The 24,177-nt window shown below is 68.6% G+C and carries 25 protein-coding genes and 1 pseudogene; 12 read left to right on the forward strand and 14 right to left on the reverse strand.

Annotated elements, in window-relative coordinates:
- Positions 1 to 23 precede the first annotated feature (23 nt).
- From C471_RS05930 to C471_RS05935, 3 genes and pseudogenes are all read left to right on the forward strand, one after another.
- Positions 24 to 833 (forward strand): annotated as a pseudogene (locus tag C471_RS05930) (aldo/keto reductase); the annotation flags it as partial.
- 98 nt (positions 834 to 931) lie between these two features.
- Positions 932 to 1,087 carry a hypothetical protein gene (locus C471_RS17605; protein WP_169332423.1) on the forward strand — a complete coding sequence of 52 codons (156 nt, stop codon included), beginning with the start codon at positions 932 to 934 and terminating at the stop codon, positions 1,085 to 1,087.
- A 118-nt stretch (positions 1,088 to 1,205) separates the two neighbouring features.
- Positions 1,206 to 1,655 carry a hypothetical protein gene (locus tag C471_RS05935; RefSeq protein WP_004047137.1) on the forward strand — a complete coding sequence of 150 codons (450 nt, stop codon included), beginning with the start codon at positions 1,206 to 1,208 and terminating at the stop codon, positions 1,653 to 1,655.
- 194 nt (positions 1,656 to 1,849) lie between these two features.
- On the opposite strand, the gene C471_RS05940 is transcribed toward C471_RS05935, so the two are convergent.
- Entirely contained in the window at positions 1,850 to 5,014 is a 3,165-nt protein-coding gene (locus C471_RS05940) for an adenosylcobalamin-dependent ribonucleoside-diphosphate reductase (protein WP_004047138.1), read from the reverse strand.
- A 446-nt stretch (positions 5,015 to 5,460) separates the two neighbouring features.
- Between C471_RS05940 and C471_RS05945 the strand changes: the two genes are divergently transcribed.
- A complete protein-coding gene (locus tag C471_RS05945) occupies positions 5,461 to 5,700 on the forward strand; it encodes a hypothetical protein (protein ID WP_049909029.1) in 240 nt (79 codons plus the stop codon).
- 55 nt (positions 5,701 to 5,755) lie between these two features.
- On the opposite strand, the gene C471_RS05950 is transcribed toward C471_RS05945, so the two are convergent.
- A complete protein-coding gene (locus C471_RS05950) occupies positions 5,756 to 8,023 on the reverse strand; it encodes a CDC48 family AAA ATPase (RefSeq protein WP_004047140.1) in 2,268 nt (755 codons plus the stop codon).
- Entirely contained in the window at positions 8,020 to 8,301 is a 282-nt protein-coding gene (locus tag C471_RS05955; RefSeq protein ID WP_004047141.1) for a DUF7127 family protein, read from the reverse strand. The genes C471_RS05950 and C471_RS05955 overlap by 4 nt, the downstream gene beginning before the upstream one ends.
- A 190-nt stretch (positions 8,302 to 8,491) precedes the next feature.
- Here C471_RS05955 and C471_RS05960 point away from each other — a divergent pair, with 190 nt between their 5' ends.
- The 4 genes from C471_RS05960 (at position 8,492) to C471_RS05975 (ending at position 12,476) form a co-directional block, all read left to right on the forward strand.
- Positions 8,492 to 9,274, forward strand: coding sequence for an alpha/beta fold hydrolase (locus tag C471_RS05960; protein ID WP_004047142.1), 783 nt, complete (start codon positions 8,492 to 8,494; stop codon positions 9,272 to 9,274).
- Between the two features lie 286 nt (positions 9,275 to 9,560).
- The gene (locus C471_RS05965; RefSeq protein ID WP_004047143.1) at positions 9,561 to 10,334 is read left to right on the forward strand and encodes a hypothetical protein; all 774 of its coding nucleotides are present in this window, start codon (positions 9,561 to 9,563) and stop codon (positions 10,332 to 10,334) included.
- 66 nt (positions 10,335 to 10,400) lie between these two features.
- Positions 10,401 to 10,799, forward strand: coding sequence for an Hsp20/alpha crystallin family protein (locus C471_RS05970; RefSeq protein WP_004047144.1), 399 nt, complete (start codon positions 10,401 to 10,403; stop codon positions 10,797 to 10,799).
- 3 nt (positions 10,800 to 10,802) lie between these two features.
- The gene (locus C471_RS05975) at positions 10,803 to 12,476 is read left to right on the forward strand and encodes an ABC1 kinase family protein (protein ID WP_049909022.1); all 1,674 of its coding nucleotides are present in this window, start codon (positions 10,803 to 10,805) and stop codon (positions 12,474 to 12,476) included.
- Between the two features lie 43 nt (positions 12,477 to 12,519).
- On the opposite strand, the gene C471_RS05980 is transcribed toward C471_RS05975, so the two are convergent.
- From C471_RS05980 to C471_RS05990, 3 genes are all read right to left on the reverse strand, one after another.
- Positions 12,520 to 13,671, reverse strand: a complete 1,152-nt coding sequence (locus C471_RS05980; RefSeq protein ID WP_004047146.1) for a site-2 protease family protein — start codon at positions 13,669 to 13,671, stop codon at positions 12,520 to 12,522.
- 307 nt (positions 13,672 to 13,978) lie between these two features.
- On the reverse strand, positions 13,979 to 14,239 hold the full coding sequence (locus C471_RS05985) for a DUF7123 family protein (RefSeq protein WP_004047147.1): 261 nt from the start codon (positions 14,237 to 14,239) through the stop codon (positions 13,979 to 13,981).
- 327 nt (positions 14,240 to 14,566) lie between these two features.
- A complete protein-coding gene (locus tag C471_RS05990; RefSeq protein ID WP_004047148.1) occupies positions 14,567 to 15,445 on the reverse strand; it encodes a molybdopterin synthase in 879 nt (292 codons plus the stop codon).
- A 142-nt stretch (positions 15,446 to 15,587) separates the two neighbouring features.
- Here C471_RS05990 and pyrH point away from each other — a divergent pair, with 142 nt between their 5' ends.
- The 4 genes from pyrH (at position 15,588) to C471_RS06010 (ending at position 19,415) form a co-directional block, all read left to right on the forward strand.
- The gene (gene pyrH / locus C471_RS05995) at positions 15,588 to 16,313 is read left to right on the forward strand and encodes a UMP kinase (RefSeq protein ID WP_004047149.1); all 726 of its coding nucleotides are present in this window, start codon (positions 15,588 to 15,590) and stop codon (positions 16,311 to 16,313) included.
- Positions 16,310 to 18,076 carry a lysine--tRNA ligase gene (gene lysS, locus C471_RS06000; RefSeq protein ID WP_004047150.1) on the forward strand — a complete coding sequence of 589 codons (1,767 nt, stop codon included), beginning with the start codon at positions 16,310 to 16,312 and terminating at the stop codon, positions 18,074 to 18,076. Before pyrH ends, lysS begins: the two co-directional genes overlap by 4 nt.
- Positions 18,077 to 18,337: a DUF7573 domain-containing protein gene (locus tag C471_RS06005; RefSeq protein WP_004047151.1), complete on the forward strand. Its 261-nt coding sequence runs from the start codon at positions 18,077 to 18,079 to the stop codon at positions 18,335 to 18,337. It abuts the gene before it with no gap.
- Between the two features lie 76 nt (positions 18,338 to 18,413).
- On the forward strand, positions 18,414 to 19,415 hold the full coding sequence (locus C471_RS06010; RefSeq protein WP_004047152.1) for a sensor histidine kinase: 1,002 nt from the start codon (positions 18,414 to 18,416) through the stop codon (positions 19,413 to 19,415).
- Positions 19,416 to 19,491: 76 nt separating this feature from the next.
- Here C471_RS06010 and C471_RS18180 read toward each other — a convergent pair whose 3' ends face one another.
- From C471_RS18180 to C471_RS06045, 8 genes are all read right to left on the reverse strand, one after another.
- Positions 19,492 to 19,626 (reverse strand): hypothetical protein, encoded by a 135-nt coding sequence (locus C471_RS18180; protein WP_004047153.1) that lies wholly within the window; start codon positions 19,624 to 19,626, stop codon positions 19,492 to 19,494.
- Positions 19,627 to 19,760: 134 nt separating this feature from the next.
- Positions 19,761 to 20,054, reverse strand: coding sequence for a DUF5808 domain-containing protein (locus C471_RS06015; RefSeq protein WP_004047154.1), 294 nt, complete (start codon positions 20,052 to 20,054; stop codon positions 19,761 to 19,763).
- 91 nt (positions 20,055 to 20,145) lie between these two features.
- Positions 20,146 to 21,909: a bifunctional N(6)-L-threonylcarbamoyladenine synthase/serine/threonine protein kinase gene (locus C471_RS06020; RefSeq protein WP_004047155.1), complete on the reverse strand. Its 1,764-nt coding sequence runs from the start codon at positions 21,907 to 21,909 to the stop codon at positions 20,146 to 20,148.
- 10 nt (positions 21,910 to 21,919) lie between these two features.
- Positions 21,920 to 22,228: a 30S ribosomal protein S24e gene (locus tag C471_RS06025; RefSeq protein WP_004047156.1), complete on the reverse strand. Its 309-nt coding sequence runs from the start codon at positions 22,226 to 22,228 to the stop codon at positions 21,920 to 21,922.
- A gap of 95 nt (positions 22,229 to 22,323) precedes the next feature.
- Entirely contained in the window at positions 22,324 to 22,902 is a 579-nt protein-coding gene (locus C471_RS06030; RefSeq protein ID WP_004047157.1) for a GTP-dependent dephospho-CoA kinase family protein, read from the reverse strand.
- A gap of 57 nt (positions 22,903 to 22,959) precedes the next feature.
- The gene (gene spt4 / locus C471_RS06035) at positions 22,960 to 23,157 is read right to left on the reverse strand and encodes a transcription elongation factor subunit Spt4 (RefSeq protein WP_004047158.1); all 198 of its coding nucleotides are present in this window, start codon (positions 23,155 to 23,157) and stop codon (positions 22,960 to 22,962) included.
- Positions 23,157 to 23,732 (reverse strand): DNA-directed RNA polymerase, encoded by a 576-nt coding sequence (locus tag C471_RS06040; protein WP_004047159.1) that lies wholly within the window; start codon positions 23,730 to 23,732, stop codon positions 23,157 to 23,159. The genes spt4 and C471_RS06040 overlap by 1 nt, the downstream gene beginning before the upstream one ends.
- Before the next feature lie 22 nt (positions 23,733 to 23,754).
- Positions 23,755 to 24,177 (reverse strand): PIN domain-containing protein, encoded by a 423-nt coding sequence (locus tag C471_RS06045; protein WP_004047160.1) that lies wholly within the window; start codon positions 24,175 to 24,177, stop codon positions 23,755 to 23,757.

Raw genomic sequence — 24,177 nt, forward strand, 5'->3', positions numbered from 1 at the left:
AGAGATGTGTATAAGAGACAGCCGCAAACATGTACTCGAACGGCGAGTCGGAGCGCGTCCTCGGCGAGGCGCTGGAGGGCCACCGCGAGGAGAGCGTCGTCGCCACGAAGGCGTACTTTCAGATGGACGAGTCGAACCCGCACTCGGGCGGGCTCTCGCGGAAGGCGATCGAACAGGAACTGGAGCACAGCCTCGATCGGCTCGGCATGGAGACGATCGACCTGTATCAGCTCCACCGCTGGGACTACGAGACGCCGATCGAGGAGACGCTGGCCGCGCTCGACGACGCGGTCCGGCGTGGCAAGGTCCGTCACATCGGTGCCTCCTCGATGTGGGCCCACCAGTTCGCCGAGGCGCTGCACGCGAGCGACCGGGAGGGGTACGAGCGGTTCGCCACCATGCAGAACCACTACAACCTCGCGTACCGCGAGGAGGAGCGCGAGGTGCTCCCCCTCTGCGAGAAGGAGGGAATCGGCGTGATGCCGTGGAGCCCGCTCGCGCGCGGGTACCTCACGCGCCCGCACGAGGACGTGGACGCCACGCTCCGCGGAGAGACCGAAGAGCACCTCTACGAGCACCCCTACCGCGAGGGCGGCGGCCCGGCGGTAAACGAGCGCGTCGCGGAACTGGCCGACGAGAAGGGCGTGAAGATGGCGCAGATCGCGTTGGCGTGGCTGTTCCACAAGGAGCGAGTCGACACCCCCATCGTCGGGACGACCAGCGTCGAACACCTCGAAGACGCCGTCGAGGCGCTCGACATCGACCTCTCGGGGTCCGACATCGAGTGGCTCGAAGAGCCGTACGAGCCGGTCCGCGTCTCCGGTCACGAGTGAGTGACGGAGCGGCCCCGTTCGGACCGCTCCGACGGCCTAAATGATGTTTTAGGAGTATATCGGTAACCTATTTGTGTGATACTTGTTGACAATGGTGTATGACCGACGACACCGAGCGGCCGTCAGTCCGATCGAGCACCGAGTACGCGCGCACTCGGACGCGGTGTCCGAACTGCGGCGATCACGTACCGGCCGCCGGCGGAGACGCGGAGACCGCGGAGTGCCCGAACTGCCACCGCATGGTACGGACGTGACCCCGAGTCCGGGCCGATCGCGCGGCGGATCTCGACTTGAGCGGTCGTCGCGGTTTATAAACGCACCGTCACGGGCGGCACGGCAACCCTTTTCGGCCGGGACGCCGAACCGAGGCCCATGGCAGACGACGACGCCACCGACGCCGGCGAGGAACAGGGCGACAGCGCCGCCGGAGCCGAGGGCGACGACGGCGAGGAGAAATCCTTCCGCGAGCGCGTCGAGGAGATCCGCGAGCGACGCGAGCAGGAGCGCGAGGAAGGCGACCGTCCCGATCCCGAGGAGATGATGGGCGGCGGCGGCCCGCCCGGGATGGGCGGCGGCGGTGGCGGCGGCGGCAACCCCTTCGCGCAGATGATGTCCGGGATGATGGGCGGCGGCGGTCCCGGCGGCGCGGGCGGCCCGCCCGGGATGGGCGGCGGCCCGGGCGGTGCCGGCGGGCGCGGCGAGGACCGCGGCGATCAGGCCGGCAACGAGGAGCTCGTCCGCGAGGTGCGCCAGCTCCGCGACGAGGTCCGCGACGCCACCCGTCAGCTCCAGCGCATCGCGCAGGCGCTCGAAGACGACTGACGACAGTTTTCTGCGGCCGCGGCTTTCCGTTTTTCGAAGCGTGGGAGCCTCGCACCCGTCCGCCGATCGACGGCGGGAATACGTGTGTCGGGTCGACAGAGATGCGTCTGAGTGGGCGAGGGTTGTCGCTCGCGTCCTGGCACCGTCGAAAAAATCGCGTCGTCGAACAGCTCGTTACCGCCGGTCAGACCCGTCTAACACTCCGACCAGCCGCACGACTCGCACGTCTTGCAGCCCTCGGAGTAGTAGAGGTTCATCCCGCCGCACTCGGGACACTCGGGCGACTCGCCCGCCGCGATCAGCTCCTGCATCGCGTCGTCGGCGCCGGTCGCGTCGTCCGCGGCCTCGGAACCGCCAGCGGCGGGGGCGTCGGTCGCCGCGCCGGCGTCGGTCGCGGTACCGGCGTCGACCGCGCCGCCGTCCGTCTGGCTCGGCGGCTCGGCGACGCCTTCCACGTCGTCGAGGCTCTGCTGTTGGGGAATCCCCTTGTCGATCTCGTCGTCGAGGTAGCGGCGGAGCGCAGTGCCGATCGCGTCCGGGATCGACTGGATCTGCTCGCCTTTGTCCCACGCGACCTTCGGGCTCCGGGTCCCCTGCAGCTCGTCGACGATCTCCTCGGGGTCGACGCCCGAGCGGAGCGCCGTCGAGATGACCTTCGCGAGCGCCTCCGTGAATGAGTTGGTGTAGCCGCCGGAGTGACCGATGTTCGCGAACAGCTCGAACGGCAGCCCGTTCTCGTCCTCGTTGATGGTGACGTACAGCTTGCCGTAGCCCGTCTCGACCCGCTGGGTGACGCCGTTCAGGGAGTCGGGGCGGGGACTGCGCTCGCTGTAATCGATCTGGGGCTGCTCGCTGGCTTCGAGCAGGTCCGATATCTCCGCGTCGATCGCCGCCTGCACGTCCTCGTTGTCGAGGAACGCCTCGATGCCGCCGAACACCTCGCCGATCTGCTCGACGATCGCCTCGGCCGCCTCGCTCTCGTCGGCGAACTCCGTGTTCTTCGCGCGCGTCGTGAGCACCTGCTTCGAACGGGTGCCGTCGCGGTAGACGGTGACGCCCTTCCCGCCGTGGTCGTAGATGTAGCGGTACACCTCTTCCATCTCCTCGGCGGTGGCGTCGTTCGGGAAGTTACACGTCTTCGAGATGGCGGAGTCGACGCCCTCCTGGCACGCGCACTGGACCGCCGCGTGCTGCTTGCCCGAGAGGTCGCCGGTGACGACGAACAGCTCGCCGATCGCGTCCGGAACCGTCTCCAGCCCGTCCACGCCGTCGAACTCGTTCGTGGCCATCTGCTCTTGGGCCTCCTGTTTGACCGCGTCGACGTCGACGTCGTTCGCCTCCAAGGTGCGCAGGAAGTAGTCGTCGAACTCGACGAGCATCTCGTCGCCCTGCACGTCGTCGGAGACGTTCTTGTAGAAGGCGACGTTGTAGATCGGCTCACAGCCGCCGGTGGTGTTGCCGATCATCGACGTCGTGCCCGTGGGCGCGATCGTCGTCGTGTTGTGGTTGCGCATCGGGAAGCCGTCCTCCCACTCGTCGGCGTCGAGGCCGGTGTAGTGCTCGAACCAGTCGCGGTACTCGGTGGGGTCCGCGTACTTCGAGTCCTCCCAGTCGTTGAACGTTCCGCGCTCTTTCGCGAGCTCGTGGGAGGTCTGCTTCGACGCGTGGTTGATGTGGGTCATCAGCTGGCGGGCGACCTCGTTGCCCGGCTCGGTGCCGTACTGGATCCCGAGCTGGATGTACAGCTGCGCGAGCCCCATGACGCCCAGCCCGATCTTCCGCATGTCTCGGACCTTCTGTTCGATCTTCTCGACCGGGAAGTCCGACATCGTGACCACGTTCTCCAGGAAGCGAGTGCCGTAGTCGATCCGCTCGTCGAACTCCTCGAAGTCGATCGCCTCGTCCAGGAAGGCGTCGATCGCCGCCGCCTGCGAGTCGTACTCGTCGGCGTGCTCCGCGGACCAGACCCGCCAGTCCGGCGCGTCCTGCGCCGCGAGCGTCGAGAGGTTGATGTGCCCGAGGTTACACGCCTCGTACTCCTCTAACGGCTGCTCGCCGCAGGGGTTCGTCGCGAGGATCCGGTGGTCCGGGTGTTCCTCGGTGTCGAAGGAGTGCTCCTTGTTGACGCGTTCGAGGTAGATGACGCCCGGCTCGCCGTTCTCGTGGGCGCCCTCGATCATGTCGTCCCACAGCTCCTGGGCCGGGATCGAGAGGACCTCGCCGACCTCGACGTGCTCGCCGAGGCCGAACATGTCGTAGATCTCCTTCGTCTCGGGGGTCGCGACGTGCGGCTCCTCGGTGCGCGGGTTGGTGAAGGTGAACTCCTCGTCGTTGTACAGCGCCTCCATGAAGTCGTCGGTGACGCCGACGCTGATGTTGAAGTTCGAGAGGTGGCCCTCGACCGCGTTCCGGAGGTGTTCGGGCACCTTCCCGTCCTCGTCGATGAGGTCGCGGGCCTCCTCTAAGGCGTCCGCGAAGGAGTTGTGCGTGAAGTCGTCGGGGTCGTTCAGCCGCAGCGAGTGGGCCAGCGAGACGTCCTTGTTCTTCGAGTGGATGAACTGGATCACGTCCGGGTGCGAGACGCGCATGACGCCCATCTGGGCGCCGCGGCGCGCGCCGCCCTGCGCGATCGTCTCGCACATCTGGTCGAACGTCCGCATGAACGTGATCGGGCCGGAGGCGATACCGCCCGTCGAGCCGACGGAGTCGCCGTAGGGGCGGAGCTTCCAGAACGCGTACCCCATGCCGCCGCCGGACTGGAACACCTCGGCCGCCTCCTTGGCGGTCTGGTGGATGTCCGTGATGTCGTCGTCGGGGGAGTCGACGAAGCAGGCGGAGAGCTGCTGGAGCTCGTCGCCCGCGTTCATCAGCGTCGGCGAGTTCGGCATGAAGGAGAGCCGTTCCATCCCGTCGCGGAACCGGTCCGCGGTCGCCTCGACGTGATCGCGCACGCTCTCGGGCAGTTCGGGGACGACCGTGTCGTACGCGAACTTGTTGACGTTGTGCGCGGTGAGCGTCGTCTCAGCGTCGTCGTCGGCGGTCGTTCCGGTCCCGAAGACCTCCTCGGCGAGCTCGTCGCGCCGCGGGTGATCGGGCTTCAGCTGGTCGGGCGTGACCGTGACCTCGACGTCCTGCTTCTCGGCCTCGAAGACCGCCTCCGCGAGCGCGACGTTGCGCGCGACGCGGTCGAACAGTTCCTCGGGATCTTCGATCGCCTCCCCGTCCGCGTTCTTCCGGAGGTAGCGCGCGGGCAGGATGTTGTGGTAGGCGTTGGCGGTGAGACGCTCCTCCATCGTCTCGCCCGTGGTGCGTTTGATCGGCAGTTCGAGTTCGTCTGCGGCGACGCCGTCGCTGCTCATTCGACGGCCACCCCGCTCGGTTGGCGTGGGATATGGATCATCTGTAGTGTTGGGGTACTGGCGAGGCGGGCCCTTGTACGTTCGGATGTCCGGACCCGACAGGCGCCTATATGTACGATTCGTTATGCAACGTCCGTTCCGGGCGTCTGACGCTGGATTTCGGTACGTCGGCAACGGACGGGCTCCGGACACATAAGCGTAGCCAGACCGGAGTGAAACTGATCGACGACCGAAAAAACCGCGGCAACGGGGCGTCTCCCCACCGGAACAAAAGGGGGGTTGTTCGACGGCGATCCGCCGACGAATGCGGCACGGTACCGCACTCGCAGCCGCCGCGGTGGTGATCGTTCGTCGCGCTCAGCCCCAGTTCTTGCGCAGACCTGTCAGAAACGGATAACTGCTGTCGGAAACAGGTGACCGATCGGTCGCCCTCGCCCCACAAGCTTATACCGGGCCTCGCCGTGGACCCGGACATGACCGCTTCGCTCGCCGCGCTCGCGGCCACGGTACCGCTTCAGGCCGGCATCCTCGCCACCCCGACCGGACAACTGCTCGTCGCACTCGTCGCCGTCGCGGTCGTGATCGTCCTCGGGAAGTTCGTGTTGAAGCTCGCGTGGCGGCTCGTCACGATCGGGATCGTCGTCGTCGCCGTGCTCTACCTGCTGTCGACGCTGGGCGTCGTCTAAGCCGAGCGTCGTTTGACAAAATCCGCAGTTGCGGGCCGGTCCGGATTCGGACCGACTACTGGAACGCGGTTCCGGGTTCGGTCTCCGCGGACTCGACCTCCGACCGCTGGAACTGCTTTTCGATCTCCTCGTAGCGCTCGCGCGTCTCGGGGGTGACGCTCGGGTTCACCTCGTCGAGGGCGTCCTCGAAGTGCTGCATCGTCACCCGGACGTTGCCGACGGACTCGGTCACTTCCTCGCGCGAGACGCTGCCGATGAACTCCCGGGAGGCGTTCATCGACGCCTCGCGGGCCACCGCCTCGATGTCGGCGCCGACGTATCCCTCCGCCTTCCGAGCGATCGCGTCCAGGTCGACGTCGTCGGCCAGCGGCTTGTTCCGCGTGTGGACCTCCAGGATCTTCCGGCGCGCGTCCTCGTCGGGCACGGGGACGTGCACGTGGCGGTCCAGCCGGCCGGGGCGGAGCAGCGCCGAATCGATGAGGTCCGGGCGGTTCGTCGTCGCGATGACGACCACGTCCTCCAGCGACTCGAGCCCGTCGAGCTCCGTCAGCAGCTGGGAGACGACGCGTTCGCCGACGCCGGAGTCGCCGGAGTTCTTGCCGCGCTCGGTCGCGATCGAGTCGATCTCGTCGAAGAACACGATCGTCGGCGCGTTCTCGCGGGCCTTGCTGAACACCTCGCGGACGCCCTTCTCGGACTCGCCCACGAACTTGTTCAGCAGCTCGGGCCCCTTGATCGAGATGAAATTCGACTCCGCCTCGTTGGCGACGGCCTTCGCGAGCAGGGTCTTCCCCGTTCCCGGCGGGCCGTACATCAGGACGCCCTTGGCGGCCTCCATGTCGAGCTCCTCGAACACCTCGGGGTACTCAAGCGGCCACTGGATCGTCTCGCGGAGCCGCTCTTTGGTGCCCTCTAAGCCGCCGACCTGGTCCCAGCTCACGTCCGGGACCTCGACGAACACCTCGCGGAGCGCGGAGGGTTCGATCCCCTTCATCGCCTCCTTGAAGTCGGACTCCGTGACCTGGATGGAGTTCAGCACGTCGGCGTCGATCTCGTCGCTTTCGAGGTCGATCTCGGGGCGGATGCGACGCAGCGCGTGCATCGCCGACTCCTTCGCCAGCGATTCGAGGTCCGCGCCGACGAAGCCGTGGGTGTTGTCGGCGTACTCGTCCAAGTCGATCTCCTCGACCAGCGGCATGTTCCGCGTGTGGACCTGCAGGATCTCCTTGCGGCCCTCGCGGTCGGGGACGCCGACCTCGATCTCGCGGTCGAACCGGCCGCCCCGACGGAGCGCGGGGTCGATGGCGTCGACGCGGTTCGTCGCCCCGATGACGACGACCTCGCCGCGCTCTTCGAGCCCGTCCATCAGCGAGAGCAGCTGGGCCACGACGCGACGCTCCACGTCGCCGCCCGCCTCCTCGCGTTTCGGCGCGATCGAGTCGAGCTCGTCCATGAAGATGATCGCGGGCGACTCCTCGGACGCCTCCTCGAACACCTCGCGGAGCTTCTCCTCCGACTCGCCGTAGTACTTCGACATGATCTCCGGGCCGGAGATCGTGTGGAAGTTCGCGTCGATCTCGTTGGCGACGGCCTTGGCGATCAGGGTCTTCCCCGTGCCCGGCGGGCCGTGCAGGAGGACGCCCTTCGGCGGGTCGATCCCGAGGCGCTTGAACAGCTCCGGATGCCGCATCGGCAGCTCGATCATCTCCCGGACCTGTTCGAGCTCGTCGTCGAGCCCGCCAATGTCCTCGTAGGTCACGTCTGGCCCCTCGCCGGAGCCGTCACCGGCCTCGCTCCGGTCGGTCAGCTCCTCGGCGGCGACCTCGGAGATCTCGATCTCGGTGTCGTCCGTGATGACGACGGTTCCCGAGGGAGTGGTCGACGCGACCTTCATCGGTACCGCCTGCGACTGGCCGCCCATCAGGCCGAAGCCCATCGACGTGCGGATCGTCTGCCCCTCGGTCACCGGCTGCCCGGAGAGCTTGTCGCGGATGAACGGGGCGATCTGCCCGCGGACGCGGAGCTGGCTCGGGAAGGCGATGGTGACCGACTCCGCCCGCGAGACGTCGACCGACTCGACGGTCACGCGGTCGTCGATCCCGACGTCGGCCTCCTGGCGGAGCCGACCGTCGATGCGCACGACGCCGGTTCCGTCGTCCTCGGGGTACCCCGGCCAGACGCGGGCGATCGCGGCCCCATCCGACCCCTCGACGCGGACGATGTCCCCGCCGGAGAGCCCGAGCTCGTCGGCTGCGACGCGGTCGATCGCCGCGAGGCGGCGCCCGGCGTCCTTCTGTTTCAGCGGTCTGACGGTGAGCTTCATCGCTGGCCCTCCGCGGTGTCGCCCTCGGCCGTGTCGCCCTCCACGGTGACCACGCCGTTCTCGACGGCGACCGAGTCGGCCGCGCCCGGGAGCTCGAACTCCGACTCAACGGGCTCGCCGTCGCCCTCGATCACGACGATCGCGGTGTCGCCGACGGTGTCGACGGAGACGTTCTCGGCGTCGGCGCCCAGATCGGCGGCGACGACCCACCCGTCCTCGTACTCGTACCGGCGGAGCAACGCGCCGTCGCCGGTCGATCGGGTCTGTTGGTGATTCATGCTAACTACAAGTTAGGCGCGAGAGTATATAAATATGTCGCTAAAAATCGCATGACGTGAGATTTCAAGGGGCGCATCGGTAGTGTTGCGGTTCGGGATCGGCGAGGGGGAGATCCGGTCGCCGCGTCTCCCGCCAGTGCGTCCGGCGGGGGCGCCGGACGTTTATCAACTCCCGCGCGGGAGGACGAGTATGAAGCGGGTCACCCACGACGGCCGCGACACCGCCTATCGGGTCTCCGACCGCGGCGGCGACGGGCCGACGGTGTGTTTCGTCCACGGGAGCGGCGGGAGCAAGGACGTCTGGAAGGCGCAGGCGCGCGTGGGCGATCGGTTCCCGGCCGTCGCGCTCGACCTGTCGGGCCACGGCGACAGCGACGACGTCGACGCGTCCGCCGGGCGCGAGGCGCTCGACGCGTACGCGGACGACGTGGTCTCGGTCGCCGAGGCGACGGACGCGACCGTCCTCTGCGGGAACTCGCTGGGCGGGGCCGTCGCGCTGTGGGTCGCCTTGGAGCGCGACCTCGCGCTCGACGGCCTCGTGCTCGCGGGGACGGGGGCGAAGCTCGCCGTCGCCGAGCCCCTCCGCGACGCGCTCGCGAACGACTTCGACCGAGCGATAGAGCTGCTCCACGAGCCCGACCGGCTGTTCCACGACGCGCCGCCGGAGTACGTCGAGCTGTCGCGCGCCGGGATGCGCGACTGCGGGCGCGCCGTCACCGAACGCGACTTCCGCACCTGCCACGCCTTCGACGTCCGCGACCGGCTCGAGGAGATCGCGGTCCCGTCGCTCGCGGTCGTCGGCGAACACGACGCGCTCACGCCCGTCGAGTACCACGACTACCTCGCGGACCGGATCGACAGCTGCGAGCGCGCGGTGGTCGAGGACGCCGCCCACCTCGCGATGCTCGAACAGCCGGCGGCGTTCAACGCGGCGCTCGCGGCGTTCTGCTCGCGGCTTTCCGCGGAGTCGTAGCGGCGGCTGGCCGTCTTCTCACGCGGATACTAAAAGGATGCGGCGAGCGAAGCGGTCGTCCAGACCGCGTTCCCGTCCGGAGACGCGGCCTGTGCCTGGAAGCCGTCTGGACAGAACTCGAAGCGATACCTCCCGGTCGTCGTCGGCCGTCGGTTTCGGTCTTCGATACGTTTCTCACTCACCTCGTGATACATGATAACACACAACACTACTTAAATCGTTCGACGCCCCTCGTCTCTGCCGATCGCCGGTATCCTTTTTAAACGACGGTCTCGATCGGAGCCCAATGGACGGCTCCGGCTCCGACCGCGGCTCCGATCGCTCCGGCTCGCAGGAGGGTTCCGGCTCCCGGGGGAGTTCCGACTCGCAGGGAGAGTCCGGCTCTCGGGAGGGTGACACCGCGTCCGACGCCTCGCGGGAGCCCGGCGCCTCGATACACGGCCCCGCGGACCCGGACATCAACGACCTGCTCGCGAAGCTCGACGCCCTGAGCGACACTGTCGACGAGGGGCACGAGCGCGAGAAGGTTCGGCAGACCATCTCGCTCGTGGAGCGCATGCCCGGTAGCGCCGCCTTCACGACGCGGATCACCAAGTACACCTCCCGCGACATGGCCGAGGCGTTCGTCGGGTCGGTCCTCTTCTCGCTCCCCCTGCTCGTGGAGGGCGGCGTCTTCGAGATCGCCGCCTGGTTCGCCGCGGCGACCGTCGGGGGCGTCCCCGTCTTCCTGCTCGCGCACGTGGCGTTCGTCCTCGTCATGACCGCCGGACTGCTCTACTTCGCCGACTTCCGCCAGATCGAGATCAGGCACCCGATCTTCGGTCTGATCCCGCGGCGGTACGCCGGGGTGTTGCTCGTCTCTCTTTTCACCTCGACGCTCATGCTGCTCCTGTGGGGTCGGCTCCACGAGGGGGACCCGACCGGGGCCGAGCGGGGCGCTCGCGTGCTCGTCGTGTGGGCCGCCGCGGCGTTCGGCGCCGGGCTCGGAGACATCGTCCCGGGCGAGTCGCAGGGGGAAGACATCGGCGAGATCGACCTCGACTTCGACCGGAACGGCTGATCTCGGCCGAGCGGGACCGTCCCCCCTTTCCACACCTTTTTCGCCGCGGCGACCGTACCCGTGTGCATGTCAGCGTTACGCGACGCGCTCCGGGACCTCCCGGACGCGGTGTTTGCGGACCTGCTCGAATCCGACGAGGGGTACGTGCTCGTCGTCGACCTTCCGGGCGCGGCCGCCGAGACCACCGAGGTGCTCGCGGAGGACGGCCGGATCGTCATCGAGGGGCGCCGCGAGAAGGAGGCCCCCGAGGGGTTCCGCTACGTGCGCGAGGACCGGCCCCTGTTCCTCGACGCTGAGCTCCCCCTCCCCGCAGACGCGGACGGCAGCGGCGCCGACGCCGAGATGGACCGCGGGGTGCTCGAAGTGACGATCCCCAAGCGGACCGGCGACACCTCCCGCAACATCCCGGTCGACGAGGCCGGTAATGAAGGGACCGACAACGGCGGCTCCGAGGCCGACGCCTGACGGGTGGTTACGCTGGTTAACCTCCGCGCGTACTGGCGGTTTTTCGTGGTCATGCGGCAGTTCTCGCCGCTGATCGTCGCCTACTGGCGGGACCGGAAGCGGTACTTCCTGTTCGGCGGAGGCCGCGAGGTCGACGCCGAGACTCAGCGCGAGCGCGCCGCCGTCCTCCTCGACATCCTGCTGACGCTCGGCCCCACGTTCATCAAGCTCGGACAGATCCTCTCGACGCGGCCGGACATCCTCCCGCCGGCGTACATCGAGGTGTTGGAGGGGCTCCAAGACGACGTGCCGCCGGCCCCGTGGGAGGAGTCGAAGACCGTCCTCGAAGACGAACTCGGGGCGGTCGACGAGACGTTCGACGACTTCGACCGGGAGCCGATAAGCGGCGCGAGCCTCGGGCAGGTGTACACCGCCCGCTACGAGGGGACGGACGTGGCGGTGAAGGTCCGGCGTCCGAACATCGAGTCGCTCGTCGAGGCCGACCTCCGAACGATCCGGTGGTCGATCCCGCTGATCAAGAAGTTCATCGGCAGCGGGCGGGCGTTCTCCCTGGAGAACCTCGCCGACGAGTTCTCGAAGACGATCCGCGAGGAGATGGACTACAAGCGCGAGCGCGAGATGCTCGAGGAGATCCGCGACAACTTCGCGGACGAGGACCGGATCCGGATCCCGACCGCCTTCGAGGCGGTCTCCGGGCCCCGCGTGCTCACGATGGAGTACATCCCCGGTACCAAGATCAGCGACGTCGGCGCCCTCGACGACGCCGGGATCGACCGGAACGCCATCGCCGAGACGCTCCAGGAGGTGTATCTCCAGATGATCATCGAGGACGGGGTGTTCCACGCCGACCCCCACCCGGGGAACCTCGCGGTCGACGACGACGGGCGGGTGATCTTCTACGACTTCGGGATGGCGGGGCGAGTGGACCCGTTCGTCCAGGAGAAGATCGTCGACTTCTACGTCGCGGTCGCCCGGCAGGACATCGACGGCATCCTCGACACGCTGATCGCGATGGGCACCCTCTCGCCGGAGGCCGACCGGGAGGTGATGGGGAACGTGATGGAGCTGGCCATCGCCGACGCCAGCGGCGAGGACATCGAGCAGTACCAGGTGAACCAGATCATCGAACAGGTGGAGTCGACCATCTACGAGTTCCCCCTCCGGCTCCCGCCGAACCTCGCGCTCGTCCTCCGCGTCGCCACCGTCGTCGAGGGGGTCTGCGTCACCCTCGACCCCGAGTTCGACTTCATCTCGACCGCGACGGAGTACCTCAAGGAGGAGGGGTACTACGAGCAGACCGCCCGCAACCTCGCCGAGGACGCCGGACAGCAGGCCCAGAAGACGGCGGAGGCGCTGTTCACGGTCCCGCCGAAGGCCGACGACTTCCTCGAACGAGCGAACCGCGGCGACCTCCACGTCGACGTCACGATCGACGACGGCTCGAACGTCCTCGACAAGCTCGCGATGCGGATCGCCTACTCGGTGCTGCTCGCCGTGGGCGTGCTCTCCGCGACGATCCTCTACTCGTTCGCCCAGTCGTGGCGGCTCGCGGCGGTCGTGCTCCTGCTCGCCGCTCCCCTCGCCGTGGCGCTCTACCGCTCGTTCCGGAAGAAGCGCGGTATCCGCGCGAAACCCCAGTTCACGAGACAGGGGATGAAGAAGCGGCGCGAGGACTAGCGCCGGTCACGCCGGGGCCCGTCGGGACTGTTGTCCGCCGAGCTCACGCCGAGACGACCTCGACCGGAACGAGGAGGAAACAGAGCGCGCCGACCGCGAACGTTCCGATTCCAACGGCGATCCGAGGCCAGCCGAGCCGCTCCTCGTCGGCGGGATTCGCGGGACCGTTGAACGCGATCACGAGCGAGAACACGCCCCAGAACGCCCACAGCCCCACCGACTGGTCGAGCCCGAATCCGCGCCAGAAGTAGAGGTACGCGGCGATCGAGAAGAGGACGCCGGGGACCAGCGCCGCGACCGTCTCCTGTCGCGGGCCGATCATCGACCGGACCATGTGGCCCCCGTCGAGCTGGCCGACCGGCAGGAGGTTGAGCAGGGTGAAGAACATCCCGACCCAGCCGCCGATCACCACCGGGTGCGCGGAGAGGGTCGGGTCCTCGTACGCCGTCGGCTGACCGAGGAGATCGGCGATGATACCCAGGAGCGGCGGGTTGTTGAACCGGATCATCGTCCCCGACGCGTTCGCGATCTCGGCCGGAACCCGGATCGGGTCCAGCGAGAGCCCGATCGCGGTGACGACGACGGTCGCGACCAACCCCGCGATCGGGCCGGCGACCCCGATGTCGAACAGGGCCCTCCGCGAGGGCATCCGGCCCCGCATCCGGATGATCGCTCCGAGGGTTCCGAAGGGGAAGACGAACGGGATGACGTACGGCAGCGAGACGTCGACGCCGTGGTACCGCCCGGCGACGTAGTGCCCGAGCTCGTGAGTCATCAGGACGCCGAGCACCGCGGCCGTGAACGGCCACGCCCGCAGCATGACCAGCGGGTTCGCGGCGATCTCCTCCCACCCGATGTAGTACCATCCGTACGCGCCCACGAACAGCGTCGACAGAATCGTCGCCGCGAACATGGCGACGTTGACCCACGGGATCCCGTCCCGCCCGTGGTTGAACGGCGTCGCGACGACGACGTGGCCGCCCTCGACCGTCTCCAAGTCGACGTCGTACCCGGCGTCGCGGAACTGCGGGACCAGCTTCCGCAACAGCGTACGTTCCGGGATGTACGACTCCCCGACGTACCGAACGCGGCCGTCCTCCCGGCGGACCTCGTCGATCCGGAAGAACGTCCGGAGCGGCTCCGGACGCGGAACGTCGGACGCCGCCGACGGCTCCCCGTCCTCGTGTTCTGGCATCGTCGGTCGTAACTGGTCGGCGAGTATAAACCCCGCGTCGGGCGAGGCGTCCGCCCCGATCGCTTCGCCGGCGGCGAAACGTGCGCCGATCGGCGGGACGGCGATCAGTGGCGGTTCAGAAGGACGAAGACCGGTCACCAGCGGAGAGGAGGGGACCGGGGGATCGGCGTCGGCGTCTGTCAGCGTGGTTGTGGAGACCTGCCAGCGTGGTTGTGGAGGCCTGTCAGCGTGGTTGTGGAGGCCTGTCAGCGTGGTGTGATGCGGGGACGCGCGCGAGCGCGCTGTTCGACGGTGACGCTTCCGGAGATCAGGCGGGCTCGACGCGCCAGGTCGTCGCGCCCGTGTACGACCACTTCTCGACGGTGAGCTCCGTGGCGGAGTCGCGGAGCTTCACCATCAGGGCGCCGATCTCCTTCGGCGAGAGCTCGACGTCCTCGGAGATGAACTTCCCCTTGAAGTACATCTCGCCGTCCTCCGCGCGGTCGAGCAGGTACCGCTTCAGCCGCTCTTCCTTGCTGAGGTCGTCGGTCGTTGTCGCGGTCGTGGAGGGGTTCGCAGTCGCGCTCATGATACACTCACCGCTTGTCCCCGGAGGGTGTTATAAAGACACGACCGTTGGGGGGCGTTCAGCGGCTTTCATGGCGTTTCAGGCCACGCGGGAGCGGTGAAAGGTGTCAGACAGACCATTCACAAACGTTCGAGATCGCGTTAGACGTTTTATAGACTCCTGAGAACAGTTCGATTTGGATCGATCCGAGTCTATCAGGTTCGGGTCAGTCGGTGCGCGATCCCGGCATCAACCGGCAAAAACAGCCGACAAAGTGCGCGGAGTCCTCGTCCGCGCGGTCGACGCCCGCCTTCCGAGCGCCCGCGTCGCCATCGCACCGCCAGCGCGTTACTCCCGCTGGTGGACCCAGAACTCCTCGGCCTCCGTGGCCTCCTTTTTGAATATCGGCACCTCGTCTTTCAGCCGGTCGATCCCGTCTTCGACGGTTCGGAACGCCTCCCGACGGTGGCCCGCGAGGACGACGACGAACACGATGTCCTCGCCCGCCTCGATCACCCCCGTCCGGTGATGCATCCGGACCTCGAACACGCCGTCGCGCTCGGCCAGCTCGGCCGCGATGGCGTCCATTCGTTCGGCGGCGACCCCCTCGTACTTCTCGAACGCGAGGTGGGTCGTCCGGTCGTCGTCGGGGGCGTCTCGCGCGCGGACGCGTCCGGTGAACGTCGCGATCGCGCCGGCTCGGTCCGCGTCCGCGGACGCCTTCACCCGGCGTACGAGCATCTCCCGAGTGATCCACGGCTCCGCGTCGGCCAGGTCAGCGACGACTCGGTCGAGGTCGATCCCGTCGGGCGCGTCGGCGGCAGCGACGACCGACCCGGGGACGTCCGCCGGCTCCGCGTCCGCGCCGAGCAGGACCGTCGGGACGCGCAGACGGGATTCCCCGACCGCGACGAGGTAGTCGTGATCGGGCGCGAGCCCGTCGAGGAGGTCGTCGAGCCCGTCCACGCGGCCGCGACCCGTCCACGAGCCGTCGGCGTCGACCGCGATCGCCGTGTCGGCGGCCGCTTCGGTCGCCGGTCCCCCCTCGTCGTCGGGGCCGTCCCGTCGCACCGCGATGCCGCCGTCGGTCGCCTCGGGATCGGCGGACCGGCGGGCGCGCTCACTTTCGCCTGCGCAGTCGACGATCGCCACCCGCCCGTCGAGCCGGTTCGCGATCGGCCCCGCGAGGTCGGTCGCTCTCGGGCCGACGATCGATATCGGTTGCATACCCCAACGCGGGCTGCGAACGGCTTAGGCGTTTCCCGGGCGGAGGGGCAAACCCGCGTTCGTGCCGGCGCCCCCGCTGTCTCCGCCATCCGCCAGTCCCGCTTGATAATCCTTAAGACCGCGACAGGGGTATTCGGCCGTAATGAGAGTCGTCGTTTCTATCGGCGGGAGCGTGCTCGCGCCCGATCTGGACCCCGACCGGGTGGCCGCGTACGCCGAGGCGATCGAGCGGCTGGTGGCGGACGGCTGCGAGGTCGGCGTCGTCGTCGGCGGCGGCGGCGTCGCGCGCGAATACATCGAGACGGCGCGGGGTTTGGGCGCGAACGAGGTCGAACTCGACCAGCTCGGTATCGGGACGACCCGGCTCAACGCCCGCCTGCTCATCGCCGCGCTCGACGGTAGCGCGAACCTCTCGCCGGCGACGGGGTACGACGAGGCGGCCGCCGCCCTCCGCCGCGGGGAGGTAGCGGTGATGGGCGGTGTGACCCCCGGCCAGACGACCGACGCGGTCGCCGCCGCCTTCGCGGAGTCGATCGACGCCGACCTGCTGGTGTACGCCACGAGCGCCGACGGCGTGTACGACGCAGACCCCAACGTCGACGAGAACGCGACGCAGTTCGGGTCGATGTCGCCGGCGGAGCTCGTCGATATCGTGCTCCCGATGAGCCGGAACGCGGGGGCGTCCGCCCCCGTCGATCTGCTCGCGGCCAAACTGATCGACCGCGCGAGCATTCGTTCGATCGTCCTCGACGGCACCGACCCGAGCGCGGTCGTCGACGCCGTGCTCCGCGGCGAGCACACCGGCACCGACGTGGTTCCGACCGGAAGCGACGAGCCGACCTACTGGACGGGGGCGAGCGACGCGTGAGCGCCGACGACGCCTCCGCGGCCGACGCGCCCGGTGATTCGGCGCCCGGCGATTCGGCGCCCGACGACTCCCCGCACATCCTCTCCGAGCAGGCCCGCGGAGCCGGCTCCGCGGAGGGAACCGACGACGAAGTCGGCGAGGACGACGGCGGGGAGTTTCGGGCTTTCTGGGCCGACGTGGTCGCCGACGAGATCGAGGCGCGCGACCCCGACGAGCCGATCGTGATCAAGGGCGGCGTCTCCCCCTCGGGGGTCGCCCACCTCGGCAACTTCAACGAGATCATCCGCGGCTACTTCGTCGCCGCGGTGCTTCGCGAGCGCGGCCGCGAGGTCCGGCAGGTGTTCACCTCCGACGACAAGGACCCGCTCCGCAAGCTCCCCCGGAAGCTGGCGAACGCCGACGGGGAGATCGTCGGACTCGGCGAGGTCGACGCCGGCGCGCTCGGCCGGAACCTCGGGAAGCCGTACACCGCGATCCCGGACCCGTTCGGCGAGCGCGAGTCGTACGCCGCCCACTTCGCCGCCCTCCTGAAGACCGACGCGGACCGGCTGGGGATTCCGGTCGAGATGGTCTCGAACACGGAGCTGTACGCGGACGGCTCCTTCGACGACGTGACCCGGACCGTCCTCTCGGACCTCGACGGCGTCCGGGAGGTGCTCTCGCAGTACCAGGACAAGGTCGACGGCGAGTACGTCCCGTTCAACCCGGTGTGCGCCGAGTGCGGGAAGATCACGGAGACGGTCACGGGCGTCGACGTCGACGCCGAGACCGTCGAGTACGTCTGCACCGACATGGACGTCGGCGACGAGACGATCGAGGGGTGCGGCCACGAGGGGACCGCCACGTTCCGCGAGGGGAAGCTCCCGTGGCGGCTGGAGTGGCCCGGCCAGTGGGACGTGCTCGGCGTCGACTTCGAGCCGTTCGGGAAGGACCACGCGGAGGGGTCGTGGCCCTCGGGCGTCGACGTGGCGCGAAACGTCCTCGGGGTCGAGCCGCCGGTGCCGATGGTGTACGAGTGGTTCACGCTCAACGGCGAGCCGCTCTCCTCGTCGGCCGGTAACATCGTCACCGTCCCCGAACTGCTCGAACTGCTCGAACCCGCGGTGCTTCGGTACTTCTTCGCGCTCCATCCGAAGAAGTCCCGCGACCTCGATATCGAGCGTCTCGACCAGCTCGTCGACCGCTTCGACCGGTTCGAACGCGCGTACTTCGGCGAGGTCGACGACGAGGACCTGACCGCCTTCGCCGAGCGCGCCTATCCGTTCGTCGTCGGGCGCGCGGACGACCCGCCCGAAGAGAAGCCCGTCCGGCTCCCGTACACCTTCGCGGCCGTGCTCGGGATGGTCGACGACCCCGACTTCCGCGAGCGGCTCGCCCGCGACGAGGGACACATCCCCGACGACGCCTCAGACGAGGTCGTCGAGGCCGCTCTCGCCCGCGTCGAGAAGGCGCGCAGCTGGGCGGAGCGCACCGCCAACGAGTACGACTATCGGCTCCAGACGGAGCTCCCCGACGTTGACTTCGACGCCGATGTCGCGGCCGCACTGGACGACCTCGCTGACTTCGTCGCGGCCGGCCACGACGGCGACGCGATCCAGTCGGAGATGTACGAGACGGCGCGCGCACACGACGTGGAGGTGAGCGACTTCTTCGCCGCCGGCTACCGGCTCTTCTTCGACGACACGCAGGGCCCCCGCCTCGGCGAGTTCCTCGGCGAACTGGAGCGCGACTACGTCGTGGCGCGGCTCCGCCGGGAGGAGTAGATGCCCGAGGACCGCTCGCTCGACGAGTTCGGGAGATCGAACGAGGATACCGAACCTGCCGAGGCCGCGGACACCGACACCACTGGCGGTGACTCGTCGCCCGTCGAACCGGACCGAGCCGCCGTCGACGACCCGCCCCCAGTCACGGCGACGGCGACGTGGACCACCGACGGCGCCGACTGCGAGCGGTGCGGCGAACGCGTCGAACGACGCTGGCTCGACGAGGGCGATCGGGTCTGCCTCGACTGCAAGCCGTGGTGACCTCAATCAAGGTTTAATACGTCCCGGTGATAGCCGTTACTTACCTCGACAACTGGCTGGGTTTAGTGAACTATAAATGAAATTAAAATCCGATCTCGTCTTCGGCCGTTCCCCGCGGGAGCTCGCCGTCGCGTATCTCTGTCTGGGAGCGGTGTTCGTCGTCTCGACCGATCTCGCGGTCGCGTCCGCGGTCGGGTCGCTCTCGACGTGGACGCCGGTACGAGCCGCCGACGGCTGGGCGTTCGTCGTCGTCTCGTCGCTGGTCCTCTACGGCGCGACGGCGTACCAGCAGCGACGTGCGATCGCCGCTCGGAGCGAACTCGAGACATCGAATCAGCAGCTTCAGGTTCTGAGTCGAGTGTTCAGACACAACGTGCGGAACGACCTCAACGTCATTCAGGGATACACCGACCTGCTCTCCGACCGGATCGACGACGAGCGGAGCCAGGAGTGCCTAGAGACGATCCGGGAGACGACCGACGACGTGGTCGAAATCAGCGAGAAACTGCGCGTCATCGAGGACGCGTCGCCGGCCCCCCCGAGCGGGCGGATCGATCTCGTCGGCGCGGTCCGCGAGGCCGCGGCAAACATCGACCGCGCGGACGTCTCGCTCACCGTCGACGCGCCCACCGAGGCGTGGATCCGCGCGGACGAGTCGGTCGAGTACCCGATCCGGGAGGTGTTCGAGAACGCCGTCACGCACAACGACGAGTCGGTGCGTCGAATCGACGCCCGCGTCACCGAGAACGGGTCGACGACCTGTCTGGAGGTCCGCGACAACGGGCCGGGGATCCCCGACGACGAGCGGGCGGTGCTGCGCGCCGAGGAGGAGACGCCGCTGTCGCACGCGAGCAGCATCGGACTGTGGCTCGTCAAGTGGATGTGCGAGACACAGGGCGGAACCGTCGGGTTCGAGACGACCGACGACGGGACCACGGTCCGGCTCCGGTTCGAGTCGGTCGACGGTCCGACCGCGTCGACGGAATGCGCCTGCCGAGAGTCACCGAGCGGGGGCGACACGGCGGGAGCCAGCGCGGTCGCGGACGGGAGCGGTGGAAGGGCTGTCGACGACGGCTAAGGGGAAGCAAACGGCCGAACCGAGAGAAGGGAAACCACTGAGCCGGGAGGTGACGGGGGACCGAACCGAGGCGGGCCTAGTCGAGCTCCGTGATCGTGACCGCGTACACCGCGCCGCAGTTCCCGCATTCGACGTGGACCCCGCGGCTCGTCTGCCCGCGAGTGAACTCGGAGATCTCCTCCGAGCACGAACACTCGAACTGGACTTTCATTACTTCCGGTACGATGCTCTAGTATTTAAAAGAAACCGTCTCGAAATCGGATCTGAAAACCGAGGCAGGCCGGTCGCCTCCGACCGCGGAATGTGAGCGGCGATCAGTCGCCGCGGATCGGTTGCCGCCGCCGATCAGTCGTCGTCGACGATCACTTCGACCGGCTCGTCGCTCGCGTCCGCGTCGTCGTCGGACGCTCCGGCGGACCCGCCCGATTGGGTCTGCTGGTAGTAGAGCCCGCCGGCGACGGCGAGGACGATCCACGACCGCCAGTTCGCGAGGTTCAGCGTGTAGCCGATGCCGAACGGCTTCTCCACGAGCATTCCCTTGTCGGGCTGCCAGTACGACGAGAGCAGCCGGCCGAGGCTCGGCCGCTCGAAGTTGTACGGGATCCCGAGGATCTCCCCCGAAGACGGTTTGTCTGCCATACCGGTACATCACTCGCCGGGCATATAAAGCGTGGCGCAACGCGGCGTCGTTCGTGGTCGCCGCCGGTTCACCGATCCCGCCCCCGGCCGCTCACCGGTATCGCCCGCGACCCCGCACGTCGCGGAGCCGTTCGAGAACGTCGTCGTCGCCGACGGCCGCGTATCCGGTCTCGAACGACTCGATAAGGGGGTCCGGATCGGTCGCAGTCGCACGGACGGACCCCTCGAACACGTGGAGATCCATGGCGCGGTCCTCAACGTGACCGGTGTGGTAGGCGAGCCCGAAGTCGATGAGCGCGGTCCGGTCGTCGACGGTCGCCGCGTCGGCCGCGCTTGGGCCGCCGGCCTCGGTCGACGACCGCTCGCCGGATCCGCCTGCGCCCACCCGCACGTTCCGCGTGGTCGGATCACCGTGAACGATGCCCGCGTCGTGGAGCCGAGCGAGGTGCCGCCCAACCGACGCCACGCGCTCTGTCCCTCCGTCGAGAGCGGCGGCGAGGTCGCGGTCACCGACGTACTGGAGCGTTAGCGTCGCGTTCGGCACGTCGGTGTCGTACACCAGCGGGGTGGGAACCCCCGCGCGGCGCGCCTCGCTCGTCAGCCGGGCCTCCGCGACGGTCCGGTCGCGCCTGAGCGTCCGGTCGAGCGCGGGGTGGCGGTACTCCTTCGGGACGCGGCGCTTGATCACGCGTCGGTCGAGGGCGTCGGAGTCGCTCCGCCCGTCGCCGCCCCCTCCGCTTTCGTCACCTCCCGCAACGATTTCCACCGTCGCTTCGGCGCCCCGTCGATCGGCGTCACTCCCGGAGGTTCCCTCCCCGGGAGCGCGCCCGCGAGCGACCGACTCGCCGCTTCGCCACGTCACCGGCACCTGATCCGGGCGGAAGTTCGGGTCGATCGCGGACTCCGGGATCGGAACGGTGTCGCCGGCCCGCGCCATCTTCTCGCCCAACACGGCGATCATCCCGGCGTTGTCACGGAGGAAACGCGGCTCCGGGGCGTGGAACTCCGCGCCGCGGGCCGCGCACATCGACGACAGCATCTCGCGGAGCCGGTCGTTCTGCGCGACTCCCCCGCCCAAGACGAGCTCGTCGGCGCCCGTCAGCGAGAGGGCGCGCTCCGAGACCTCGGTGAGCATCGCGAACACGTGCTCCTGCAGCGAAAAGCAGAGCTCCTCGACGGACGTCCCGTCGTCGTACGCGTCGTTGGCCGCGGAGCTGATCCCGGAGAAGGAGAAGTCCATCCCCTTGACGACGTACGGGAGGTCGAAGAGCTCTCCCGGGTCGTCGCTCGCCTCGGCGTAGCGCCGCGCCGCCGCCTCGACCTTCGGTCCACCGGGGTGGTCCCAGCCGACGTGGCGAGTGAACTTGTCGATCGCGTTGCCGACGCCGGCGTCCATCGTCTCCCCGAGCACGCGGTAGCGCCCGTCGTGATAGCCGAGCAGGTGGGCGTTCGCGCCGGAGGCGTTCAGACACACCGGATTCTCGAAGCCCGACTGATGGCGACCGATCTCCAAGTGCGCGACCATGTGGTTGACCCCGACGAGCGGCACGTCGAGCGCCCCCGCGAGCGCCCGGGCCGCGGTGCCGACCGTGCGGAGGCAGGGACCGAGGCCCGGACCCTTCGAGAAGGCGACCGCGTCGATCGCGTCCGGACCGTGTTGGGCCTCCGCCGCCGCGAGAACCTCGTCGACGACCTCTGGGATCGCCTCGGACATGTGCTCGGCCGCCTCGCGCGGGTGAATGCCGCCGCTGTCCGGCTCGTAGGGGTTCGATTCGATGAGAACGGAGTCGGTCTCGGCGTCGTACAGGGCGGCGCTCGCACACCACGCGGTCCCCTCGATGCCGAGAACGCGCATTCGGCTGGCGTTAGGCCTCTTCGGCGTCCGCGTCGCCCTCGCCGCCGATCTTGTTGCGTTCGAGCATGTACTCCTGCTCGACGTCGAGCGCGTCCTCGGCGCTGTCGTACACCTTCGCGTAGCCGACCGTCTTACGCATGCCGAACTTCGTGTCGAGCTCGTGAACGACGACCTCCTCGGAGGCCTTGTCGAGCTTGGCCGCGAGCGAGTCGCGGACCGACAGACGGGAGGGCGTCGCCTCCTCGTGAGTCGTCTCGAATCGGATGTCCGTGCGGTGCAACATCGGGTTCTCCTCCTCGGAGATGATATCGACGTCCATGGTTCAGTTAGGCGTATATCCCCCCGAAAGCTGTAAAAGGATTTCGAAGCGGGGGTGCCGTCGAGATCCGTTCACGGTCGCCTTCCGACCGGATCTCACTGATCGCCGTCGGGGGCCCGACCGAGCGCCTCGTAGGCCGCCTCGACGTCGCCGTCGAGCGCCTCGAACAGCTCCCGGGCCTCGGCGCGGGACTCGGGGGTAACGGGGACGCGGACCATCCCCTCGCCCGGCTGTCCGTAGACGACGCTCGCGCCGTCGGGCGCGGTGAGAATCGCCGGCAGGGCGGCCAGGTCCTCCTCCCCGGTCACCTCGATGATGACCGGGTCGGCGTCGGAGAGCGCCTCGCGGAGCGCCGCGAGCAGCTCCGCCGACAGCGCCGCGGCGGGGTTCTCCACGGCGATCCGGCGGGCGTCCGCGGCCGAGAGCGCGGACTCGATCGCCGCGTCGACCGCCTCGCGCTCAGTCTTGCCGTCGATAAGCGCGACGTCGGGGACGCGGCCCGCCTCTCGCAAGTGGTACGTGACCACATCTCCGACGGCGATTATCGGGGCGTCGGGCGCGACCCGCTCGGCGCGGGTCTCAGCCGCGCCCGCAAGCAGCTCGTCGGCGTCCGTCGTCACCGGGCCGAGCGGCTCCTTGAAGGCGTCGCGCAGGGATTCGGGGAGCGTGAGCATGAGTGGGAGCGTGGTTGAAACCGTAACTGCGACCCCTCGCCGCGAACCGTCGTCGTCCTATCGGACCTTCAGCGCGTACGAACCGGGCTTCGTGACGTTCATCTCCTCGGCGATCTGGCTCTCCTCGGGCTGGGTGATGATGACGTAGCCCGCCCAGTCCTCGGTGAGCGACGACGACCCGCAGTGTTCGCAGGTCTGGGAGTCGGGGTCGTTGACGTGGTGGCACTCACGACACGCCAGGCGGTCCTCGGCCATCAGTCGGCCTCCTCACCGGTCTGTTCGCGGTGTTGTCGCTGACCCTCCAGCCAGTCGTGCTTCCCGAGACCGGGCTGTTTCGCGGTGAGCCCGATCTTCGAGTCGCGCGGGTTGCGCTCGTCGATGCTCTTGGTCACCACGCGCACCCGGACGGCGTCGTCGACGCCGAGGGTCTTGTCGGAGTCCGAGGAGGCGAGCTGCTGGTTCGCCCCGTCGAACGTGAGGTACTCGTCGGTGATCTGCGAGACGTGCAACAGACCGTCGACCGGGCCGATCCCGACGAAGGCGCCGAACTCGACCGTCTCGACGACCGTTCCGTCGGCGACCTCCTGCATGTCGGGGTCGTACGTCAGCGCGTCGAACTCCGCCTCGTAGTAGACGCCGGGACGGTTGTGCAACACAGCGCCGTCGCCGATGTCGTGGACCTCGATGACGCTCACGACGCTCCCCACGTCCTCGTCCATTCGTCCTTCCAGTTTGTCCTGCAGCAGGGCTTTCACCCGCTCGTCGGTGACGTCCGCCAGGTGTTTCGGCGGTACCTCGACCGTATCCTTGAGTCGAACTCGTTTGTACATATTCGTTGGTTGTCCGCGTCCGCTAGGGTTCCGTTATCGCCAGTGTGTTCCGACCCCTTAAACCGATTACTGGTGCGCCCGCCTCCAGCACCCGGTTCGCCAGCGGTCGATCGTTGGTGACGACGCCGTCGACCCGGCCCTCGACGGCCAGTTCGACGAGCGCGTCGTCGGCGTACGATTCGTTCGTCTCCACCGTCTCCGCCCGCGTCGCGAGGTCCGCGCCCACGCTCGCCGCGGTCGCCTCCGCGCCGTTCCCGCCCTGCAGCCGGTCGAGCTCCGACACGACCGCCGCCGGGACGACGGCGTCGTGGGCGCCGAGGAGCCGGTCGAGCTCCTCGAACAGCCGGAGGTCCGCCTCGACCGGCGCCATCAGCGCGCTCGCGTCGAGCGCGACGACCCGGATATGGGCGGCGGCCTCGCCGGCGTCGCGGGCGTCGTCGGTCAC

Source organism: Halorubrum saccharovorum DSM 1137, from assembly GCF_000337915.1.
Lineage (GTDB): Archaea > Halobacteriota > Halobacteria > Halobacteriales > Haloferacaceae > Halorubrum > Halorubrum saccharovorum.